The organism is Streptomyces sp. NPDC057638 (assembly GCF_042800315.1).
Taxonomy (GTDB): Bacteria; Actinomycetota; Actinomycetes; order Streptomycetales; family Streptomycetaceae; genus Streptomyces.
In genome coordinates this window covers 23,192-42,956 of the sequence record NZ_JBHVHF010000028.1, presented here as the reverse complement: position 1 = coordinate 42,956, position 19,765 = coordinate 23,192, and the positions used below count along the sequence as shown (strand labels likewise).

16 protein-coding genes are annotated in these 19,765 nt (G+C 71.0%); 4 read left to right on the top strand and 12 right to left on the bottom strand.

Annotated elements, in window-relative coordinates; all coding sequences use genetic code 11:
- Window positions 1-70: 70 nt before the first annotated feature.
- Window positions 71-637 (bottom strand): RICIN domain-containing protein, encoded by a 567-nt coding sequence (locus ACFVIM_RS06705; RefSeq protein ID WP_384299382.1) that lies wholly within the window; start codon window positions 635-637, stop codon window positions 71-73.
- A 460-nt stretch (window positions 638-1,097) separates the two neighbouring features.
- Window positions 1,098-2,381 carry an adenylosuccinate synthase gene (locus tag ACFVIM_RS06700; protein WP_384299380.1) on the bottom strand — a complete coding sequence of 428 codons (1,284 nt, stop codon included), beginning with the start codon at window positions 2,379-2,381 and terminating at the stop codon, window positions 1,098-1,100.
- Window positions 2,382-2,536: 155 nt separating this feature from the next.
- Between ACFVIM_RS06700 and ACFVIM_RS06695 the strand changes: the two genes are divergently transcribed.
- Window positions 2,537-3,328, top strand: coding sequence for a diacylglycerol kinase (locus tag ACFVIM_RS06695; protein WP_384299377.1), 792 nt, complete (start codon window positions 2,537-2,539; stop codon window positions 3,326-3,328).
- A gap of 358 nt (window positions 3,329-3,686) precedes the next feature.
- On the opposite strand, the gene ACFVIM_RS06690 is transcribed toward ACFVIM_RS06695, so the two are convergent.
- Window positions 3,687-4,151: a GbsR/MarR family transcriptional regulator gene (locus ACFVIM_RS06690; RefSeq protein WP_384299375.1), complete on the bottom strand. Its 465-nt coding sequence runs from the start codon at window positions 4,149-4,151 to the stop codon at window positions 3,687-3,689.
- Between the two features lie 253 nt (window positions 4,152-4,404).
- Between ACFVIM_RS06690 and ACFVIM_RS06685 the strand changes: the two genes are divergently transcribed.
- From ACFVIM_RS06685 to ACFVIM_RS06675, 3 genes are all read left to right on the top strand, one after another.
- On the top strand, window positions 4,405-5,304 hold the full coding sequence (locus tag ACFVIM_RS06685; RefSeq protein ID WP_384299372.1) for an ATP-binding cassette domain-containing protein: 900 nt from the start codon (window positions 4,405-4,407) through the stop codon (window positions 5,302-5,304).
- Window positions 5,301-6,920 carry an ABC transporter permease gene (locus ACFVIM_RS06680; protein WP_384299370.1) on the top strand — a complete coding sequence of 540 codons (1,620 nt, stop codon included), beginning with the start codon at window positions 5,301-5,303 and terminating at the stop codon, window positions 6,918-6,920. Before ACFVIM_RS06685 ends, ACFVIM_RS06680 begins: the two co-directional genes overlap by 4 nt.
- 988 nt (window positions 6,921-7,908) lie before the next feature.
- Window positions 7,909-8,799 carry a DUF5753 domain-containing protein gene (locus tag ACFVIM_RS06675; protein ID WP_384299367.1) on the top strand — a complete coding sequence of 297 codons (891 nt, stop codon included), beginning with the start codon at window positions 7,909-7,911 and terminating at the stop codon, window positions 8,797-8,799.
- A gap of 182 nt (window positions 8,800-8,981) precedes the next feature.
- On the opposite strand, the gene ACFVIM_RS06670 is transcribed toward ACFVIM_RS06675, so the two are convergent.
- From ACFVIM_RS06670 to ACFVIM_RS06630, 9 genes are all read right to left on the bottom strand, one after another.
- Window positions 8,982-10,187 (bottom strand): cytochrome P450, encoded by a 1,206-nt coding sequence (locus tag ACFVIM_RS06670; RefSeq protein WP_384299365.1) that lies wholly within the window; start codon window positions 10,185-10,187, stop codon window positions 8,982-8,984.
- Window positions 10,188-10,450: 263 nt separating this feature from the next.
- Window positions 10,451-11,110: a response regulator gene (locus ACFVIM_RS06665; RefSeq protein ID WP_384299362.1), complete on the bottom strand. Its 660-nt coding sequence runs from the start codon at window positions 11,108-11,110 to the stop codon at window positions 10,451-10,453.
- Window positions 11,110-12,609, bottom strand: coding sequence for a histidine kinase (locus ACFVIM_RS06660; RefSeq protein WP_384299387.1), 1,500 nt, complete (start codon window positions 12,607-12,609; stop codon window positions 11,110-11,112). Before ACFVIM_RS06660 ends, ACFVIM_RS06665 begins: the two co-directional genes overlap by 1 nt.
- Window positions 12,610-12,940: 331 nt before the next feature.
- Window positions 12,941-13,762: an NAD(P)H-binding protein gene (locus tag ACFVIM_RS06655; RefSeq protein ID WP_384299360.1), complete on the bottom strand. Its 822-nt coding sequence runs from the start codon at window positions 13,760-13,762 to the stop codon at window positions 12,941-12,943.
- A gap of 214 nt (window positions 13,763-13,976) precedes the next feature.
- A complete protein-coding gene (locus ACFVIM_RS06650; RefSeq protein ID WP_384299358.1) occupies window positions 13,977-14,843 on the bottom strand; it encodes an alpha/beta hydrolase in 867 nt (288 codons plus the stop codon).
- A gap of 367 nt (window positions 14,844-15,210) precedes the next feature.
- Window positions 15,211-16,449, bottom strand: coding sequence for a kynureninase (kynU, locus tag ACFVIM_RS06645; RefSeq protein WP_384299355.1), 1,239 nt, complete (start codon window positions 16,447-16,449; stop codon window positions 15,211-15,213).
- Between the two features lie 208 nt (window positions 16,450-16,657).
- Window positions 16,658-17,479: a tryptophan 2,3-dioxygenase family protein gene (locus tag ACFVIM_RS06640; protein ID WP_384299353.1), complete on the bottom strand. Its 822-nt coding sequence runs from the start codon at window positions 17,477-17,479 to the stop codon at window positions 16,658-16,660.
- Window positions 17,480-17,674: 195 nt separating this feature from the next.
- The gene (locus ACFVIM_RS06635) at window positions 17,675-18,088 is read right to left on the bottom strand and encodes a DUF3151 domain-containing protein (protein WP_384299351.1); all 414 of its coding nucleotides are present in this window, start codon (window positions 18,086-18,088) and stop codon (window positions 17,675-17,677) included.
- A gap of 484 nt (window positions 18,089-18,572) precedes the next feature.
- A complete protein-coding gene (locus ACFVIM_RS06630) occupies window positions 18,573-19,496 on the bottom strand; it encodes a leucine-rich repeat domain-containing protein (RefSeq protein WP_384299348.1) in 924 nt (307 codons plus the stop codon).
- Window positions 19,497-19,765 lie beyond the last annotated feature (269 nt).

Sequence of the window (19,765 nt, the reverse complement as noted above, 5' to 3'; positions counted from 1 at the left end):
CGCCGGGGTCGTACCCCCGACGGCCACCCGTCATCACCCGATCACCGAAGTCGCGGCGGTCGCCGCGCCGTCAGCGGCTGGCGGTCTCCCAGACCGGAAGCCAGACGTCGTTGTCGGCGCCCGAGGCGGAACAGGTGTACTGGATGAGCTGGCGCCCCTGGCCCACCCCGCCCTCGACGTTCACGCACTTGCCGCTGGAACGGGCCACGAGCTGGTAGCCATGGGCCTTGCGGGAGAAGCGGAACTGCTCATTGGTGCCGCTGCCACAGGGCCACTGGATGATCTCGGCGCCGTTCTCGTCGCCCCCGCCCTTGACGTTGAGGCACTTACCGCTGTTGACGGACTCGAAGCGGAAGTAGCCGCCACTGGTCGCGGTCGGTTCCCAGCGCTGGTTGGCGGCGTTGGTGTAGCGCCACTGGATCACCTGGGCGCCGTTCTGGTCGGAGGCGCCCCGTACGTCGGCGACCTGACCCGGGTCGCCGGCCAGGCGCAGGGTGACCTGGGTGACGGTGACGGACCGCTGGGCGGCGGCCTCCCCGCCACTGGCCGAGGCCGGGGCCAGGGCCCCGAGGGTGAGCGCGGCACCCGCCGCGACCGTCGCTCCCGCACCGAGGATCCTTCGTGTACGCGTGGTCATGACTTCTCTCCTTAGCGTCACTCGCCGCCCCCGTTGCGGTCGGCGTCGGTCGCTATACGTAGCCATGCACTACGGAAGGTAGTCATGAAGTCGCCCGCGAATACTAGCCAATATCCCGGAATATCAGACCGAACTGGAGTGCCCGTCCTGGGCGGGGTGAGCGCGGGAAGGGCCGGGAACGACGGCGCGCCCGCCACCCGGATAGGTGGCGGGCGCGGAATCCCTCACGTACGCCTGTTCCCCGCGACAGGGTGGCGGGGTGGCCGGAAACCCGCCTGGGCCGGACGCCGGGGTTCGCACCCGGCGTTCCGTATGGGCCGGATCGGGGTTCCGATCAAGGCCGCCCCGAGTCCCGTATGGGGCTTATGGGGTTGATGGAGCTCCGATCAGAGCTCCGCCGGAACCGCCGACAGGGGTTCCGGCGGAACCGGCTCAGAGCGACAGGTACAGAGCGACCGGTTCAGAGGAACGGGTTGATCTCGATCGTCTCGGTACGGCCGGGGCCGACACCGATCGCGGAGATCGGGGCACCCGACATCTCCTCCAGCGCCTTGACGTAGTTCTGCGCGTTCTTCGGCAGGTCGGAGAAGGACTTCGCGGAGGTGATGTCCTCGGACCAGCCCGGCAGCATCTCGTAGACCGGCTTGGCGTGGTGGAAGTCGGTCTGCGAGTACGGCAGCTCCTCGACGCGCTTGCCGTCGATCTCGTACGCGACACAGACCGGGATCTGCTCCCAGCCGGTGAGGACGTCGAGCTTGGTCAGGAAGAAGTCCGTCAGACCGTTGACCCTCGTCGCGTACCGGGCGATGACCGCGTCGAACCAGCCACAGCGGCGGTCACGGCCGGTGGTGACACCGCGCTCGCCGCCGATGGTGCGCAGCGCCTCGCCGTCGGCGTCGAAGAGCTCGGTCGGGAAGGGACCGGCGCCGACCCGGGTCGTGTACGCCTTGAGGATGCCGATGACCCGGCTGATCTTCGTCGGCCCCACACCCGCGCCGGTGCAGGCGCCGCCCGCCGTCGGGTTGGAGGAGGTGACGAAGGGATACGTGCCGTGGTCCACGTCCAGGAGCGTGCCCTGGCCGCCCTCGAAGAGGACGACCTTGCCCTCGTCGATGGCGTCGTTGAGGATCAGGGTGGTGTCGGCGACGTAGGGCCTGATCTGCTCCGCGTACTGGAGCATCTCGTCCACGATCCGGCCGGCCTCGATGGCGCGGCGGTTGAAGACCTTGGCGAGGAGCTGGTTCTTGGACTCCAGCGCCGCCTCGACCTTCTGCTGGAGGATCGACTCGTCGTAGAGGTCCTGGACCCGGATGCCCACGCGGTTGATCTTGTCGGCGTAGGTCGGGCCGATACCCCGGCCCGTGGTGCCGATCTTCCGCGTTCCGAGGAACCGTTCCGTCACCTTGTCGAGCGTGACGTTGTACGGCGTGATGAGATGGGCGTTTCCGCTGATCAGCAGCTTGGAAGTGTCCACGCCACGGTCATTGAGCCCACTCAGCTCGGAGAGCAGGACGGCCGGGTCGACCACGACACCATTACCGATCACGGGGGTGCACCCCGGTGAGAGGATCCCCGAGGGAAGCAGGTGCAGTGCGTACTTCTGGTCGCCGACGACGACGGTGTGGCCGGCGTTGTTGCCGCCCTGGTAACGCACCACATAATCCACGGAGCCACCAAGGAGATCGGTGGCCTTTCCCTTGCCCTCGTCACCCCACTGAGCACCGAGCAGCACAAGTGCGGGCACAGGCGTACACCCCTTCCGGGCGGGGCATGTCCAAGGTCAGGGGGTGGTGAGCCGTGCCTGAGTCCACTGGACCGGTTGCCCCGGAATAGACGAAGCCCCTGGCGCAATAGCGCAAGGGGCTCTTGCACAAAGATGCTACCCGAGGAAGGACCGAGGTGTCGGCTCACGACCAGCTACTTGTGGTCATCGACCCGGTCGCCCGCCGAAATGACGGCGAGTCCGTTCGGATCGCGAAAGATGTGCTGTGTGGCGGCTCGGAGGCGAAAATCTGCCTGCCGGAGGGGCCGGAGGACTTCGCCCGCGCCCTCGCCCGCAGAGGGGCGCGGCGCCCCGTGGTGATCGGTGACGACCGCGCACTCCTGCGAGCGGTCTCCCTGCTCCACCGGGACCGCTGGCTGGGGGACGGGGTGCTGGCGCTGGTGCCCGTCGGGTCAGGCGTGGAACTGGCACACTCCCTGGGCGTGCCCCGGGGCGCGGTCGCGGCGGCGCGGGCGGTGCTCGACGGCGCGGTACGGCGGCTGGACCTGCTGGTCGACGAGAGCGACGGCGTGGTCATCAACGATCTGGCGATCCCCGTCGAGCCGTCCCCGCTCTACCCCGCCGCCGTCTGGGGCGGCTGGCGCTCCCTGCTGCGCGGACTGCTCGGCCCGGTCCCGCCGCCCCCCGCGCGGCGCCACCGGCTCCGGGTCGAGGCGGACGGGGTGATCCTCTCCGACCTGGACCAGGAGGTGGCCGGGGTGAGCGTCCGGGCGATGGGCGGCCGGGCGGAGGTCGTGATCAGCCACGGCGACGGACGGGAGCCGCTGACGGCGAAGGCGCACACGGTGACGGTGTCGGGGCCCGACTTCCGCTACCGGGCGGACACCCAGGTCACGGGCCCGGTGCGGACGCGGACCTGGACGCTGCGGGCGGGGGCGTGGGGGCTGACACTGCCGTCGGCGCTGTGAGCGGGGGGCGGCGGCGCCGTCCTCCCCCGGACGAAGTCCAGGGGAGGGGGCTGCGGCGTCCGGTGCTGGGAGTGCCCCCGGGCCGAAGGCTCAGGGGGACATCGCAAGGCGGTGGGGGTGCCCCCGGCGAAGCCAGGGGGCGGTTTCCCTCGTACCGGACGTACGCGGGAAAGCCCGACAACGCTGGGGGTACTCCCCCGGGCCGCCGGGGGCAGGGGTGGGGCACTCCCCCAGGCTCCGCCCGGGGGTACCCCCACCCGGGCCGCAGGGCCCAGGGGTGGGGGCACCACCCGGGCCGCAGGGCCCAGGGGGAGCGTGCCGGCCGTCGCGGCCCAGGGCGGGACCTCGCGGACACGCCTCAGCGGCCGAAGGTCCGCTCGCGGTGCTCGCGCCAGCGCTCCAGCAGCGTCGGCAGCTCACGCTGCATGAACTCGAAGAACTCCAGCGTCTCCGCCAGCCGCCGCCCTCCGGAGGAGTCCGGGCCCAGACTGGTCACCCCGTCCCGCAGCGCGTCCACCCAGCGCTTCATGATCTGTTCGCGGCTGCCCAGCGCCTCGTACCACTGATCGCTGTGGACCCGGTACAGCTCCCGCCGCGACCCCGGCTCCCGTTCCCGGGAGACCATCCCGACATGGGCGAGATAGCGGACGCCGCTGGAGACCGCCGCCGGGCTGACCGTCAGCGACTCGCTCAGCTCCGCCGAGGTCATCGCCCCGGAGTCGGAGGCCAGCAGCGCCGAGAAGATCCGGGCGGGCATCCGCGCCATCCCCGCCTCGCCCAGCTGCCCGGCGAACCGCTCCACGAAGGCCGCCCGCTCGTCCATGCGCCCGTTTCCTTTCCCACACCGAACACCACATGCCGCGTACCTCATGCCGCGTACCTCATGCCGCCTGCGTATACGCGTACCGATCGCCGGAGCCCATCGGCGGAACGCGGCTGAAACCGATCGATATCACCCGAGACCAACCGACGCCGCCCACGCCCACCCCCGTACCGCCCCGCCGATCTCGGAACCACCGCCAACGTTAACCGTTCCCTATCTTCACAACTTTCTGAAGTTAGCGTACGTTCAGAACATGACGAAGGCAATCACCGTCTCCGCACTGCGCAAGTCGTTCGGGCGCACCCACGCCCTGGACGGTCTCGACCTCAGCGTCGAGACCGGTGAGGTCCATGGCTTCCTCGGGCCCAACGGAGCCGGGAAGTCCACCACCATCCGCGTTCTGCTCGGACTGCTGCGCGCCGACTCCGGCGAGGTCAGGCTGCTGGGCGGGGACCCCTGGCGGGACGCCGTGGAGTTGCACCGCCGTATCGCCTACGTACCCGGTGATGTCACGCTCTGGCGCGACCTCTCCGGCGGTGAGGTCATCGACCTCTTCGGACGGCTCAACGGCGGCGGGCTCGACCGCGCCCGCCGCACCGCGCTGATCGAACGGTTCGAGCTGGACCCCACCAAGAAGGGCCGCACCTACTCCAAGGGCAACCGTCAGAAGGTCGCCCTCGTCGCCGCCCTCGCCTCCGACGCCGAACTGCTGATCCTCGACGAACCGACCTCCGGGCTCGACCCCCTGATGGAGGAGGTCTTCCAGAGCTGTGTCGCCGAGGAGCGCGACCAGGGCCGGACCGTGCTGCTCTCCTCCCATCTGCTCAGCGAGGTGGAGACCCTCTGCGACCGGGTCAGCATCATCCGCGCGGGCCGGACCGTGGAGTCGGGCTCCCTCGCCGAGCTGCGCCATCTCACCCGTACCAGCGTCCGCGCCGACCTCGCGGGAGTGCCGATCGGCCTCGCGGACCTCCCCGGCGTGCATGACCTCGACATCCAGGGCAGCCGGGTCCGCCTCCAGGTCGAGACCGACCGGCTCGACGGGGTGCTGCGGGCCCTCACGGCGGCCGGGGTGCGCTCGCTGACCAGCACCCCGCCCACCCTGGAGGAACTCTTCCTGCGCCACTACACGGCGGAGGCGGTCTCCCGATGAGCCGCCCGGCCGCCGTCACCCCGCCCCCCGCCGTTACGGGGGCGCTCTTCGCCGGTACCGGAACCCTGCTCCGGCTCGCCCTGCGGCGGGACCGGATCATGGCGCCCGCGTGGGTGCTGCTGCTGGGGCTGACCGCCGTCAGCGGCGCCGGTACGGTCGACTCCCTCTACGACGGCCCCGCCGCACGGGCCGACCTGGTGCGGTCCGTGGCGGCCAACAGTTCCCTGCGGGCGATGATCGGGCCGGTCTTCGGCGACTCCCTGGGCGCGCTGGTGACCTGGCGGTTCATCGGCTTCCTCGCACTCGGCGCGGCCGCGATGAGCCTGCTGCTCGTCATCCGCCACACCCGTGAGGAAGAGGAGAGCGGACGCCAGGAACTGCTCTCCGCCGCACGAGTCGGGCGCCGGGCGCCGCTCGCCGCCGCGCTGCTCACGGCGCTCACCGCCAACACCGCCCTCGCACTGATCATCACGGCCGGACTCGCCGGACCGACCGGCTCCGTGACCGGCGCGCTCGCGCTCGGCCTCGCGGTCGGAGCCACCGGCACGCTCTTCGCGGGCGTCGCCGCGCTGATGGCCCAGCTCACCGAGAGCGCCCGGCTGGCGCGGGGCCTGACGGCGGCGGTGCTCGGCGCGGCCTACGGGCTGCGGGCGGCCGGGGACGCGGGAAGCGCCGACGCCGCTGCCGGGTCCTCCCTCCTGAGCTGGCTCTCCCCGCTGGGCTGGACCGCCCAGGTCCGCCCTTACACCGGCGAGCGCTGGTGGGTGCTGGCCCTCATCGCCACCGTCGCCGTCCTGCTCTGCGCCCTCGCCCACGCCCTCACCGGCCGTCGCGACCTGGGGATGAGCTTTCTGCCCACCCGGCCGGGACCCGCCACCGGACGGATCGCCACCGCCGGCGGCCTGGCCTGGCGGCTCCAGCGGGGCTCACTCATCGGCTGGTCAGTGGCCTTCCTGGTCACCGGGCTCGCCTTCGGCCAGCTGGCCGACGGCGCGGCCGACCTCGTCCGCGACAGCGAGAACGTCCGCCAGATCTTCGAGCGGATGGGCGGCCGGGCGGGCATCACCGACGCCTTCCTCGCCGCGATGTCCGGCATCCTCGGCCTGGTCGCGGCCGTGTACGTGGTCTCCTCCGTCCTCCGGCTCCACACCGAGGAGACCGGCCGGCGGGCCGAACCGGTCCTCGCCCACGCGGTCAGCCGCCCGCGCTGGGCCACCGGCCATCTGGTCATCGCCTTCGGCGGCGCGGCCCTGATCCTGCTGGCGGCCGGCGCCGGACTGGCCCTGGGACACGGGGACGCGTCCGTACTGGCCGCGCCGCTGACACAGCTCCCCGCCGTCTGGACCCTGGGCGCCGTGACCGTGCTGCTGTACGGAGTGCTGCCCCGGTTCGCCCTGGCGGCCTGGCCCCTGGCGCTGCTCACCCTCGCCCTCGGCTGGATCGGCCCGGCCCTGGACCTCCCGTCCTGGGCCCTGCAACTCTCCCCCTTCGGCCATCTGCCCAAGATCCCCGGCGCGGCTGTGGAATGGACCCCGCTGGTGGTGCTGACGGCGCTGTCGATGGTCCTGGCGGGGGCCGGGATGCTCGGCCTGAGGCGGCGGGACCTGCGGGTGTGAGGGGGAGCTGGGATCCGGCGTGAGGGGGAGGGCAGGGGCGGCGTGAGGGGGAGGGCAGGGGCGGCGCGAGGGAGTGGGGCAGGGGCGGCGCGAGGGAGTGGGGCAGGGCGGTGTGCGATACGAAGCGCCCCGGTCCGGGAAGGACGGGGGCGCTGAGCAGTGCCATCACTCAGCTCGTGGAGAGATCAGTTTCCGATGTGGAGTGGTGGGCGGAGACAGGGACGACCGCCTGGGAAGCCGTACCGTTGTGTTCGAAGGAGAAGGGGTCCGGCTCGACGCTCCGGATAAGAACCCCCGGAATCTCCCCGACCCTGGCGAGCGCCTGCGTGATGGCTTCGGTCAGGCTCTCCGCGTCGAAGTAACAGATGAACTGCGAGTAGCCAGGGCCCTCGACCAGACCGACGAAACCGTCGGCAAAGCTGTCGAGCCCATCCGTCGTCCCAGCCCGCCGATTCCCAGAGTCGTACGCGTACGGGCGCAGCCCTTCTCCCGGAAGGCACACCCGCGCGAACCCACCCGTTCAGGCGATGGTCCGCACATCCTTCCGGGGATCGCGCGGGCCCGGGTCACACGTCCCGACGGCGCGCGGCTCATGTGCGCGAGCCCCCTGATAGGGGAACTCCGCGTCCGGCGCGACCGCCCTCAACTACCGTGATCGGCCAGGAGGGGTCCGCCCTTCAACGGAACACCCGGGAATTTTCAGCGACTTATCGGAGCGGACCGTGCGCGAGCTTGCGCGGAGCCTTCGGCGCCCGGCCTGGAACCTTGCGTTCCGATCCGGGTGGCGGCCTCGGGCTCCGCTGGCCCCGCGTTGCGCACGGGGCTCGCGAGCAAGGCGCAGGGTGGAACAGGAAGCCGCACGGTGGAACGGGAAGGTGCACACGTGGGAACGAAACGCGGTGCGACAGGGCGACGTCTTGCGTTAGGCATCCAGCTCAGGCGGCTGCGGGAGAACTGCGAGCCGACCGAGGAGAGCAGACTCCGGGGCATGACCCGCAAGGAGGCGGTCCGGGGACTGAAGGATCTCTCCGAACCCACCCTCGCCCGTATCGAGCTCGGCGAGCTCAACTTCCGCCGCAACATCGGCAATCTGCGGACGCTGCTCAAGCGGTACGGGGTGACGGACGAGGCCCTGGTCGACCGGCTCATCGCGCTGAACCGGGAGGGCCCGAGCGAGGAGTGGCTCGCGCCGTACCGCAGCTTTATGCCGACCGGGATGCCCACCTATGTGGGCCTGGAGGCGGAGGCGGCCGGGATCACCGCGTACCACCCCACCGTCGTCTACGGCCTCCTCCAGACGGAGGCGTACGCGCGGGCCCTGCTGGAGGCCCAGCGTCCTGTCGACGACACGACCTCGGAGTTCGTCGACCGCCATGTGGAACTGCGGATGGAGCGCAAGCGGCGGGTCCTCGACGGTGACGCGCCCGCCCGGCTGCGGCTGGTCCTGGGCGAGGCCGCCCTGCGGGTGCCCGTCGGTGCCGCGGAGGTGATGCGCGGTCAGTACGAGGAGGTTCTCAGGTTCGCGCGACGGGACATCGTCTCCGTACGGATCCTCCCCTTCACCCACCACGGCTATCGCGCGCCGCACGACTTCACCATCCTCGACCTCGGCGAACTGCCCTCCCGGGTGCAGGCCGACAGTGCCTGGGGTTCCGTCTCCACCTCCGACAAGCCCCGGGACGTGGACCGGTTCACCCGGCGGTTCGCCGCGATGGAGAGCGCGGCCCTCGGTACGGAGGAGAGCATCGCGTATCTGGAGACGTGCCTGGAGACGTCCCTGGAGACGTGTCCGCAGACGTATCCGCGGACGTGTCCGGAGGCCCGTCGGGAGGCGGGTTCGGCGGCGGGCGGGGTGGGGCTGGTGCGCGACGGCGGTTGAGGACGGGGAGGCCGCGTGTTGCGTGCGCTCGCCTCCGTACGGGGAGGAGCGGGCGTACGGACGTGAAGCGCCCTCCCCTCGGCTCCGGCCGGTAGGGAGGGCGCTTTCATAGCCTCTGGGCGCTCTGCGCTCTTCGTCGCGCCTCGTTGTCGTCTCGTTGTCGCCTCGTTCTCAGGGGGCCGTCACAGTTCCACCGGGAGCGACCGGACGCCCCGGATCACATAGCCCGGCTGCCACTCCGGCTCGGCCGCGAGACGGAGGGCCGGGGCCTCGCGCAGAAGGGCGGTGAAGGAGGCGGTCAGCTCGATACGGGCCAGCGGCGCGCCGAGGCAGTAGTGGATACCGGCGCCGAAGGAGATGTGGGGGTTGTCCTCGCGGGCCAGGTCGAGGGTGTCGGGGTCGGCGAAGCGGGCCGGGTCGCGGTTGGCGGAGCCGAAGAGAAGGGCGAGTTCGGAGCCCCGGGGAATGGTGGTGCCACCGATCTCGATGTCGTCCAGCACCCAGCGCTCGAACATCTGGAGCGAGGTGTCATAGCGCATCAGCTCCTCGATCGCGGTCGGGAGCAGGGAGTGGTCGGCGCGGAGCCGGGCGAGCTGGTCCGGCTGGCGCAGCAGCGTCCACCAGCCGTTGGCGGTGGTGTTGACGGTGGCCTCGTGGCCCGCGTTCAGCAGCAGGACACAGGTGGAGATCATCTCCTGCTCACTGAGGCGGTCGCCCTCGTCATGGGCCGCGATCAGCGCGGAGACCAGATCGTCGCCGGGGTTGGCGCGGCGCTCGGCGATCAGCTCGCGGAGGTAGGCGGAGAACTCCCGTGAGGCCGTGACCGCCTTCTTCGCCGTGTCCTCGGACGGGTTCAGCTCGTACATCCCGCAGATCGCCGCCGACCAGGGCCGCAGCAGATGGCGGTCGGCGGCGGGGATGCCCAGCATCTCGGCGATGACGGCGACCGGGAGGGGTTCGGCGACCTCGGCGAGGAGGTCGCCGCCGCCGTTCCGCTTCAACGTGGCCACCAGGTCGTCGGCGAGTCGGCGGACGGTGGGTTCCAGGGCGGCGACGGTACGGGGAGTGAACGCCTTCGTCACCAGCCGGCGGATCCGGGTGTGGTCCGGCGCCTCCAGGTCGAGCATGCCGTGGTCGTTCAGGGTGTGGAACGGCTCGTGCCCGGCGGGGGGCGGGGTGCGGCCGAACTCCTCGTGGGTGAAGCGGTGGAGGTACGTCCGTCCGAGGCGGCGGTCGCGCAGCAGGGCGGAGACATCGGAGTGATGCGGGACCAGCCACTGCTGGGTGGGCTCGAACCAGTGGACGCGCCCGGTCGCACGGAGCTGTGCGTAGGCGGGATAGGGGTTGGCGACGAAGGTGGGCGACCATGGTTCGAAAAGTGCGCTCATATGCGGACGCTAACGCTCACTGGTGGCGTCTGGCCAGCCCTCCAGGGCAACCGGGATGAGGCTGTGATCTGCGGGGATGAGGGGGGAGGGGGTGCTGGTGGGGCGGGTTGGAGTGTGGGGTGGGGCGGGGTTGGAGGGCGGGGCGGGTTCGTGGGGGCGGTGTGGCCGGGTGGGGGTGGGGGCGGTGTGGCCGGGTGGCGGTGGGGGCCGCGCCCGGCGAGGGCTGCGGCCCGTGCGCCCGTCGGCGGTCCGGCCCGGGGCGGCTAAGCCGGAGTGACAAGACGGGCCTCATAGGCGAAGACCGCCGCCTGCGTACGGTCGCGCAGCCCCAGCTTGACCAGAACCCGGCTGACATGGGTCTTGATCGTGGACTCGGCGACGACGAGATGCGACGCGATCTCCGCGTTCGAGAACCCCTTCGCGATCAGCACCAGCACCTCCGTCTCCCGCTCGGTGAGATCGGCGACCTGGGTCAGGGGAGAGACCCTCGGCTCCTCCGTGAGCTTCGAGAACTCCGTGATCAGCCGACGTGTCACGGTCGGCGCGAGCAGCGCCTCCCCCGCCGCGACCACCCGCACCCCCTCCGCGAGCTGGCGCGCCGAGGCGTCCTTGAGGAGGAAGCCGGAGGCCCCCGCCCGCAGCGCCTGGTAGACGTACTCGTCCAGGTCGAAGGTGGTCAGGACGAGGACCTTGGCGGCGCTGTCGGTGGCGACGATCTCGCGGGTGGCCTCGATGCCGTTCAGTTCCGGCATCCGGATGTCCATCAGGACCACGTCCGGGGCCAGCTCGGCGACCTTGGCGACGGCCTCACGGCCGTTGACCGCCTCGCCGACGACCTCGATGTCCGGCATCGCGTTGAGCAGTACCGAGAATCCCTCACGGACCATGATCTGGTCGTCGACGATCAGGACGCGGATGGACATCAGGTCTCCTTGGTGCCGGAGGGGGTGCTGGAGTCGGGGCCGGAGGGGGTACCGGAGCCGGGGGCCGGGTCAGAGCCCGTGCCGGTGGCGGGGTGGGTGCGGGAAGCGGAGTCAGTACCGGAAACCGAGCCGGTGTGGGAAGCGGAGTCAGTACCGGAAACCGAGCCGGGGCTGGCCGCCGGGCCGGAGGGAGAAGCCGGGCGGGAGCGGGGGCCGGAGTCCTGCTCGGCCAGGGGCACGGGCACGAACGCGGCCACCTCGTACCCACCGTCCTCGGTGACATCCGCCGTCATCTCACCGTTCAGCATGGCCACCCGCTCGCGCATCCCGGTGATCCCGTGGCCCGCGCCCGGGGAGGGCTTGACCAGCCGCTGCGGCGCGGTGTTCACGATCCGTAGTCCGAACCCCCCGAGTACGTACGAGACCTCGACCTTCGCCGTCGACCCCGGCGCGTGGCGCAGCGCGTTGCTCAGGGCCTCCTGGACGATCCGGTACGCGGACAGTTCGACCCCCTGTGGCAGCGGACGCACCGCTCCGGTGACCGTCTTCTCGACGGGCAGGCCCGCCTCGCGGACATTGGTGAGAAGGGTGTCGAGGTCGGCGAGGACCGGCTGGGGCGCGTTGGGAGCCTCGTAGTCCTCCGCGCGGACGACACCGAGGATGCGGCGCAGCTCGGCGAGGGCGGCGACGGCGTTCTCCCGGATCGTGGCGAAGGCCGCCTCCAGCTCCGGCGGCGGGTTCTCCACCCGGTAGGGCGCCGCCTCGGCCTGGATCGCGACCACCGACATATGGTGCGCGACGACATCATGCAGCTCACGGGCGATGGTGGTGCGCTCCTCCAGCGTGGTGCGGCGGTCGCGCTCGAAGGCGGTGACGGTCTGCTGGGCGGCGACCTCCTGCTCCGCCTCACGACGGACGTGGAAGAGCGCGACCAGCATCAGCAGCAGCGCGGAGACGAAGAGGACCACTCCGACCGATCCATCGACCCCCTGGGCGAGGAAGAGCGAGACGAAGACGCTGTAGGTGGCGGTGATCAGCCACATCCACGCACCGGTACGGGGGCGGGTACGCGCCGCCGCCACGACCATCACGGCCACATGGGCCACCAGGGATACCGGAGGCCAGGGGAAGCCCCAGGTCTCCCCGGTCGCGAAGGAGAGGAACGGCGTGTAACAGAGCGACAGCCAGAAGGCGCCGACCGGTGTGATCAGCGAGAGCAGCACAACGACCCCGGTGACACCGCTGACGATCGCCGCCGGTCCGTAGTAGTTCGTCGCCGCCAGCCACCACACCACGAAGGCCACGCCCAGGACCGCGAGATGCGGTAGCCAGACGACCGTCTGGCGCAGGGGCTGCGGAAACCTGCGGGCGAGGGGGCCGTCCGTACGTATCGGAGGGAACGAGCGATAGGTGAAGGCGCCCTGAACGAGGTCCTGGCGGAGGCCGTCGAGTACGTGCGCGACGAGGCGGAACTCGGGGCTGCGGGTCTGATCTGTCACGGTCACGCGGAAAACGTTAGGTGGCGGGGGGCCCGGAGGCGTCCGGCTCGCTATGGATCCTGCCACCTCCCTCCCAGGTACTACGCCGCCCCCCTCCCTCCTCCCGCAGACCCTCCCCCTGGCCCTCCCTCGGGCACCCCTCGCAGGAGATCCCTCCGGGACGGAACCCGGACACACGGGCATACAGGCAGGCAGGTAGATCGGTAGAAAGGCAGACGGGCAGACGGGCAGACGAGGCAGGCGAGGTAGACGGGCAGACGCACAGGGTCGCGCCACGGCGGTGCCGCCCCGGCGCGAACATCAGGCCGGAACGGGCACCCGCCCGGGGGTGTCAGGCGCGGAACGCCCCGGCGTGCTGGGCCGCCCACTCGGCGAAGGTGCGGGCGGGACGGCCCGTGATCCGCTCCACCGTGTCCACCACCGTGCGCCCGGCCTCCGGTGTGTTCCCGTACACCTCCAGCAGGAAGGAAATCACCTCCTCCGGCTGGCCCTCGGCCCGCCACCGCGCGAGCGCCTCCTCGCGGGTCAGCTCGACCACCTCGACCGCGCGGTTCCGCGCCGCCGCGATCGTCTCCGTCTTGTCCCGGATCGTGAGCGCCTGGGGGCCGGTGAGGACGTACTCCTGACCACCGTGCCCGCCCTCGGTGAGCGCCACCGCCACGACCGCGCCGATGTCGGCCTCGTGGACCATCGCACTGAGGCGGTCCACGAACGGCTCGCTCACCTGGTCCTCCGTACGGATGGACTCCGCCCACTCCAGCGCGTTGGCCATGAACTCCACCGGAATGACCACGGTCCACGGAACGTCCCCGGCCCGCACCGCGTCCTCCAGCGGGCTGGGGCCGCCACCGTGGAGCACGGTGATCCGTCGCACCCCGGCGGCCGTGGCCAGCTCCAGGATCCGGGGGCCGGTCTCCAGCGGAGTGAAGTAAGGGCCCTCGAAGGTGATCAGATGCAGGCCGGTCACACCCTGGAAGGCGGCCGCGCAGGCGTCGGGATCGGTGAGATCGCCCCGGACCAGTTCGGCCTCGGCGGGGAGGTCCGCCCTGGCGGGGTCACGGGTGAGGGCGCGGACGGAGTGGCCCCGGCTGAGCAGTTCCTGGACGACCTGACGGCCGACGGTTCCGGTGGCCCCGGTTACGAGAATGGTCATGGGAGGAAGCTATGAACCATCGCGGTCAGTTTCCGTCCGCGATAAGCCGGGGGCTGCCTGCCGGTCCAGCCAGTCCTTCCCATGCGACCCGCTGGGGGTGTGTGGTGTGTGGTTGCTTGCCGCATGGCGCGCCCCATCGCACACCGCCCCCTCCGGGAACTCATGGCGCCCCGGGCATCCCCCTCACTCCACGCGTCCCCTCACTCCACCACCCTCACCACGCCAGCTGAGCGATCTCCTCCGCCACCACCGCGCACGCGTCCGCCGCCGGATCGATCAGCGGGAAGTGGCCCACCTCCTCCAGCAGGGTCAGACCGACCGTCTCGCCCGCCCTCGCCGCCTCGTCCACGAAGGACTCCGCGAGGGTGTGCGGAACCACGATGTCGTCACGGCCCTGCACCACCGTGGTCGCGATCCCCGTCGGCAGCAGTCCGATCGGGTCCGCCCACGCCACACGCTCCATGAACGTTTCATCGCCCAGCAACTGCCGTACCGCTCCCCCACATACATCCAGCTCGTCGGCCTGCGGGAAGTCGACGATCGGCGCCAGCGCCACGACACCCCGCAGCGCCGGGGGCGCGGGCAGCTTCCACGGGGAACCGGCGGGCAGACAGTGGCGCGCCGCCGCCCACAGGGCCAGTTGACCGCCAGCGGAGTGGCCGGTGAGGACCGTACGGCGCAGATCCGCTTGGGGCACCGCCTTCCGTACGAGTTCGGGCAGCGCGTCCATCGCGGCGGCCATGTCGTCGAACGTCTCGGGCCAGCGCCCCGACGGCGGCTCCGTCCCGCCCTGGCCGGGGAGCGTCCGCCCTCGCCGGTACTCCACCAGCGCCACCGCGATCCCACCGCGCGTCAGGAAATCGGCGAACGGCGTCATATGGGACCGGTCATACCGCGCCCGCCACGCCCCACCATGCACCACGACCACCAGCGGCACGCTCTCCCCGCCGTCCCGGGGGGCGTAGAAGTCGATGACCTGGTCCGGGTGGTCCCCGTAAGCGAGAGACGCGTCCGGGGCCACCACCGGATGGGAGAAGGCCGACTCGGCCTCGGCGGTGTCACGGGCGGCGGGGTCCGTCATGGGGCAGCCAACCTTCCTGAAGAGTCGCGTCCTGATCAGCCGGGACGCTATCAGCCACCCTCCACTCGCGGATCTGTTCCCAACCGCCGTACGAGAGTGGTGAGCCCGCCACCGCCGCGACGCCCCCACCTGACACCGGGCCCCATCCCCGCCACCATCCTGACCACCATCCGCCCCCCTCACGACCAGCCTCAACTCAGCGCCCGCCCGCCTGGCCGTCTGCCCACTGCCCACTGACCATCGAGCACCGAGCACCGAGCACCGAGCACCGAGCACCGAGCACCGAGCACCGACAGGGTGGAACGGGCAACTGGCAGGCGGCAGGCGGCAGGCGGCAGGCGGCAGGCGGCAGGCGGCAGAACGAGCATCAATCGCCGGGGGCCACCTCCACCAGCACCTCCGCCAGGGTCGCGGCCGCCCGTTCCGTATCCGCGAAGCCCGTGTAGAGCGGGGTGAAACCGAACCGCAGCACATCCGGCCGACGCAGATCACCCACCACGCCCCGCGCCACCAACTCCCGCATCACGGACGGAGCTTCCGCACACCGGAGAGCCACCTGACTACCGCGCTCCGCATGCGGAAGTGGGGTCAGCGCGGTCACCCGCCCGGCCGGGGCGTAGCTCTCCACACACTCCAGGAAGAAATCCGTCAGAGCCAGGCTCTTGGCCCTGACGAGGTCGAGCGAGACCCCGTCCCAGACCTCCAGCGCCGCCTCCAGCGAGAGCATGGAGAGGATGTCGGGCGTCCCGACCCGGCCCCTGGTCGCGCCGTCGGCCGCCGTATAACCGCTCGCCATGGCGAAGGGATCGGCGTGTGAGGTCCATCCGGGCAGCGGCGAGTCGAACTCCGCCTGGTGCCGCCGCGCGACGTAAAGGAACGCCGGTGAACCCGGTCCTCCGTTCAGATACTTGTAGGTGCAGCCCACGGCGAAGTCCACCCCGTGCGCGTCCAGCCCCACCGGCAACGCGCCCGCGCTGTGGCAGAGATCCCACACCGCGACCGCGCCCGCCTCCTGGACGGCGGCGGTCAACGACGGCAGATCGTGAAGTCGACCACTGCGGAAGTCGACATGGTTGACCAGCGCCACGGCGGTACGGGGCCCCAGGGCCTCCCCCAGCTTCTCCGGCTCCACGGGCACGATCCGCCGCCCCGTCAACCGTGCCGCCGAATCGGCGATATAGCCGTCGGTGGGAAACGTGGTGGCGTCCACGACGATCTCGGGCCGGTCCGGCCGCGACCGAGCGGCGGCCACGACGGCCTTGAAGACATTGACGCTGGTGGAGTCGCCCACCACCACCTGCCCCGGTGCCGCTCCGACGAGCGGCGCGATCCGGTCGCCGATCCGCTCGGGCGCCTGCCACCAGCCGCTCTCCTCCCAGGAACGGATCCGCAGCTCCCCCCACTCACGGGAGACCACCTCGGCGATCCGGCCGGGCACATGGGCGGGCAGCGCACCCAGCGAGTTCCCATCCAGGTAGACCGTGTCATCGAGCTGAAAGAGCCCACGCCGCTCCCTGAGCGGATCGGCCACGTCCAGGGCACGCGCCTTCTCCCGGAGCGACACGCCGTCGCCAGGTACGGGACGTCCGGTGACAGGCGAACCCACGGTCTCGTTCTCCCTCTCCATCTCGGCCTCGCGTTCCCCTCGGGTCTGGCTTCGGCCCCCGGGCTGGGCCTGGGCCGAAGCCCCGGTCGCGAACGCGGAATCGGACTCGACCTGGCGCCCAGCCTGGTTCTCAGCCCCGGTCCCCGCACTGGTCGTGGTCCCAGCAGTGGTCCCAGCAGTGGTCTCGGTCTCGGTCAGGCGAAGAGGCTCAGACATAGCTACGCGCCGTCCACAGCTCGGGGAACACGTTCTTCCGGGCACGCTTCTCCAGCCAGGCCACCCCGGCCGAACCTCCCGTACCGAGCTTCGCGCCCATCGCACGACGCGTCGCGACGAGATGGTCATTGCGCCAGCGCCAGACCAGCTCGCCGACATCGGTGAGGGCCTCACCGAGGCGCACGAGCTCGGATTGCTGCTCCTGGTCCCGATAGACGCCCGCCCACACCTCCTCCACCCCTGCGCTCGGTTCATAGCGCTGGGACAGATCCCGCTCCACCGCCTCGGTCGGCACGGACAGCCCGCGCCGCATCAGCAGTCTCAGTGTCTCGTCGTACAGACTCGGCTCGTAGAGGGCCTTCTCCAGCTCGGCGTGGACCCTCGGCGCGCCCCGGTGCGGCACCAGCATCGACGCCGACTTCTCACCGAGCAGGAACTCCATCCTCCGGTACATCGCCGACTGGAAACCCGAGCCCTCGCCGAGCGCGGCCCGGTAGGAGTTGAACTGTGCGGGGGTGAGCTGCGCCAGCGGCCTCCAGGAGGCATTGAGCGCCTCCAGCTCCCAGGCGGACCGTCGCAGCGCGTCCAGCGCGACAGGAACCCGGTCCTCCCGCAGGGCACGGGTGGCGGTCTCCCACTCATGGACGATCACGGTGAACCACAGCTCCATCACCTGGGTGGTGACCAGGAAGACCATCTCCCCCGGGTCATCGGAGAGAGGGTGCTGGAGATGGGTCAGGACATCCGCCTGGACGTAGTCCTCATAGGGGGTGGTACCCGCGAAATCGAGATGCGGGGTCGCGTCATGTGACATCTCTGTCTCCTCGACGTGTCCAGGTAGCGGTCCGCCCCTTCCTTGGTGGTGTGGGAGCCCCGGTCCCCACGGAGATCATAGGTCGGGGCCCGCCCTGGGGCACGGGCCCCGACCGGGCCCTCCAGTACGTCTTGTGAGGATCCCGCCCGAGGCCCGACCGTCCCGAAAGCCCTGCTCAAGGGTGCTGGCGCGCCCTCAGCCGAGGGTGTTGGCGGCAGTCTCCGAGGAGTCCCGCAGGAAGGTCGAGCAACGCTCGTACTCCTCCTGCTCCCCGATGGAGCGCGCCGCCCGCGCGAGGGCGTGCAGCGCCCGCAGGAAGCCACGGTTCGGCTCGTGCTCCCACGGCACCGGGCCATGGCCCTTCCACCCGCTGCGCCGCAGGGCGTCGAGCCCACGGTGGTAGCCCGTACGGGCGTAGGCATAGGACTCGACGACACTGCCCCGCTCGAAGGCATCGTCGGCGAGACGCGCCCAGGCGAGCGACGAGGAGGGGTACTTCGCGGCGACCTCGGCGGGCTCGGTCCCTGAGGCCAGCAGCTCGCGCGGCTCGGGGTCATCGGGGAGGTGGGTAGGGGGCGGGCCCCCCAGGAGGTTCTGATGAATGGCCATGGTTCCCAGTCTCCCAGGGTGTCCCGCAAGGGTCACATGCCCACCCTGTCCACCCGCCCGCCTACCTGCTGACCTGGGGCGTGTACCTGAGACGGGGAGGCTGAGGAGCTGACAGCCCGCTACGGCCCCGGCCCACACCCCACCCGTCCCCGCGTCTAAAAAGGCAGGACCTCACATCAGGCAGGTGCTCGCCCTCGCTCCCGCCCCCTGACCCGTCCCCTTCACGCCCCGCCGCCCCGCCGCCCCGCGCCGGACAGGGGACCACCTCACCGCGTGACAGACGCAGGCCCGCCTCACGCACGACGGACACAGGCCCGCCACCCCGGCGGCGCAGCAACCAGAGAACGCGGCATCACGGCACGTGACGGGCCCGCTCACGGACCGCGACCAGCCTGGTGACGGCCGCAGGCCCGTCGCTCGGCGACCGGTCTCCCCCACCGCCCTCGCGCGTGGAGACGGGCCAGGCGGGCGCGAACGATGTGCCTCAGGTCAGGACCGCACAGCCCCGCCGCTCCAGCCCTGCTATCCACGCGGGCAGCGGGTGGATCTGGTTCCACCGCAGGTCGAGCTTCTCCAGAGCGGGCAGTCGGGAGAGGTACTCGGGCAATGCGGTGAGTCGGTTGTTCCGGAGGTCGAGATGGGTCAGACCGGTCAGGCCCGCCAGAGCGGACGGCAGCTCACCCACCGCGTTGTTTCTCAGGTCGAGGATCCTGAGGCCGGAGAGCTTCCCCAGCTCATGTGGCAAACCTGTCAGCCGGTTGTCCATCAGGCGCAGCTCACGCAGGTCGGTGAGGTCTCCGATCGTCTCTGGTAGGTCGGTCAGCTCATTGCCCATGAGGTGTGCCTCGCGCAGCTGGTTCAGATGGCCGAAGGAACGCGGCAGAACAGCCAGCCGGTTGTTGTAGAGCCGTAGCTCGCGAAGGGCACTCAGCTCACCGATGCCGGACGGCAGGGTGGTCAGCCGGTTGTCCGTGGCGTTGAGATAGCGCAGCCCGCGCAGGGCGCACAGCTCCGCGGGCAGAGCCGTCAGCTTGTTGTCACTGAGATAGAGATAGCGGTCGAGCGCGGCCAGCTCGCCGATCTCCCGCGGTATCTCCTGCAGCTCGTTGTGCCCCAGATCAAGGGTGTGCAGGGCACTGAGCCGCCCCAGTTCGGCCGGTAGCGCGGTTAGGCGGTTCGCGGCGAGGTTGAGGCTGCGCAGGTGGGTCAGGGAGCCCACGGCGGCCGGTACCTCGGTCAGCTTGTTGCGATACAGCGAGAGCAGCTTCAAGCCGCGCAGTGAGAGGACCGGCTGGGGAAGGGCGCGGAACTCGTTCCCGTCCAGCCTCAGTTCCGCGAGGTCGCTCAACCCCCCGACGGACGGTGGCAGGCTGTCGAGCTGGTTCTCGGAGAGATCCAGTCCGCGCACGCCGTGGACGCGGTCGAACCGGAAGTCGAGTACCTCAGCTCCGCGCCCGCGGAAGGAGAACGCGAGGCAGGGCCCCTCGGGCCCAGATCCCTGTCGGGCCGCCTCGGCGGGCAGGGGTGTGGCTGTCGGCTCGGCCGAGCCATCAGCGCTGTCGCCCTTCTCTCCCTGCCCTTCCCCGTCGAATCGGCCAGCCTCCGCTCCCCTGTCGGTCCGGTCCGGCCCATCGGTCCTCTTCTCCGTGCGCTTCCCGCTCGCCCCGCTCCCGTCGC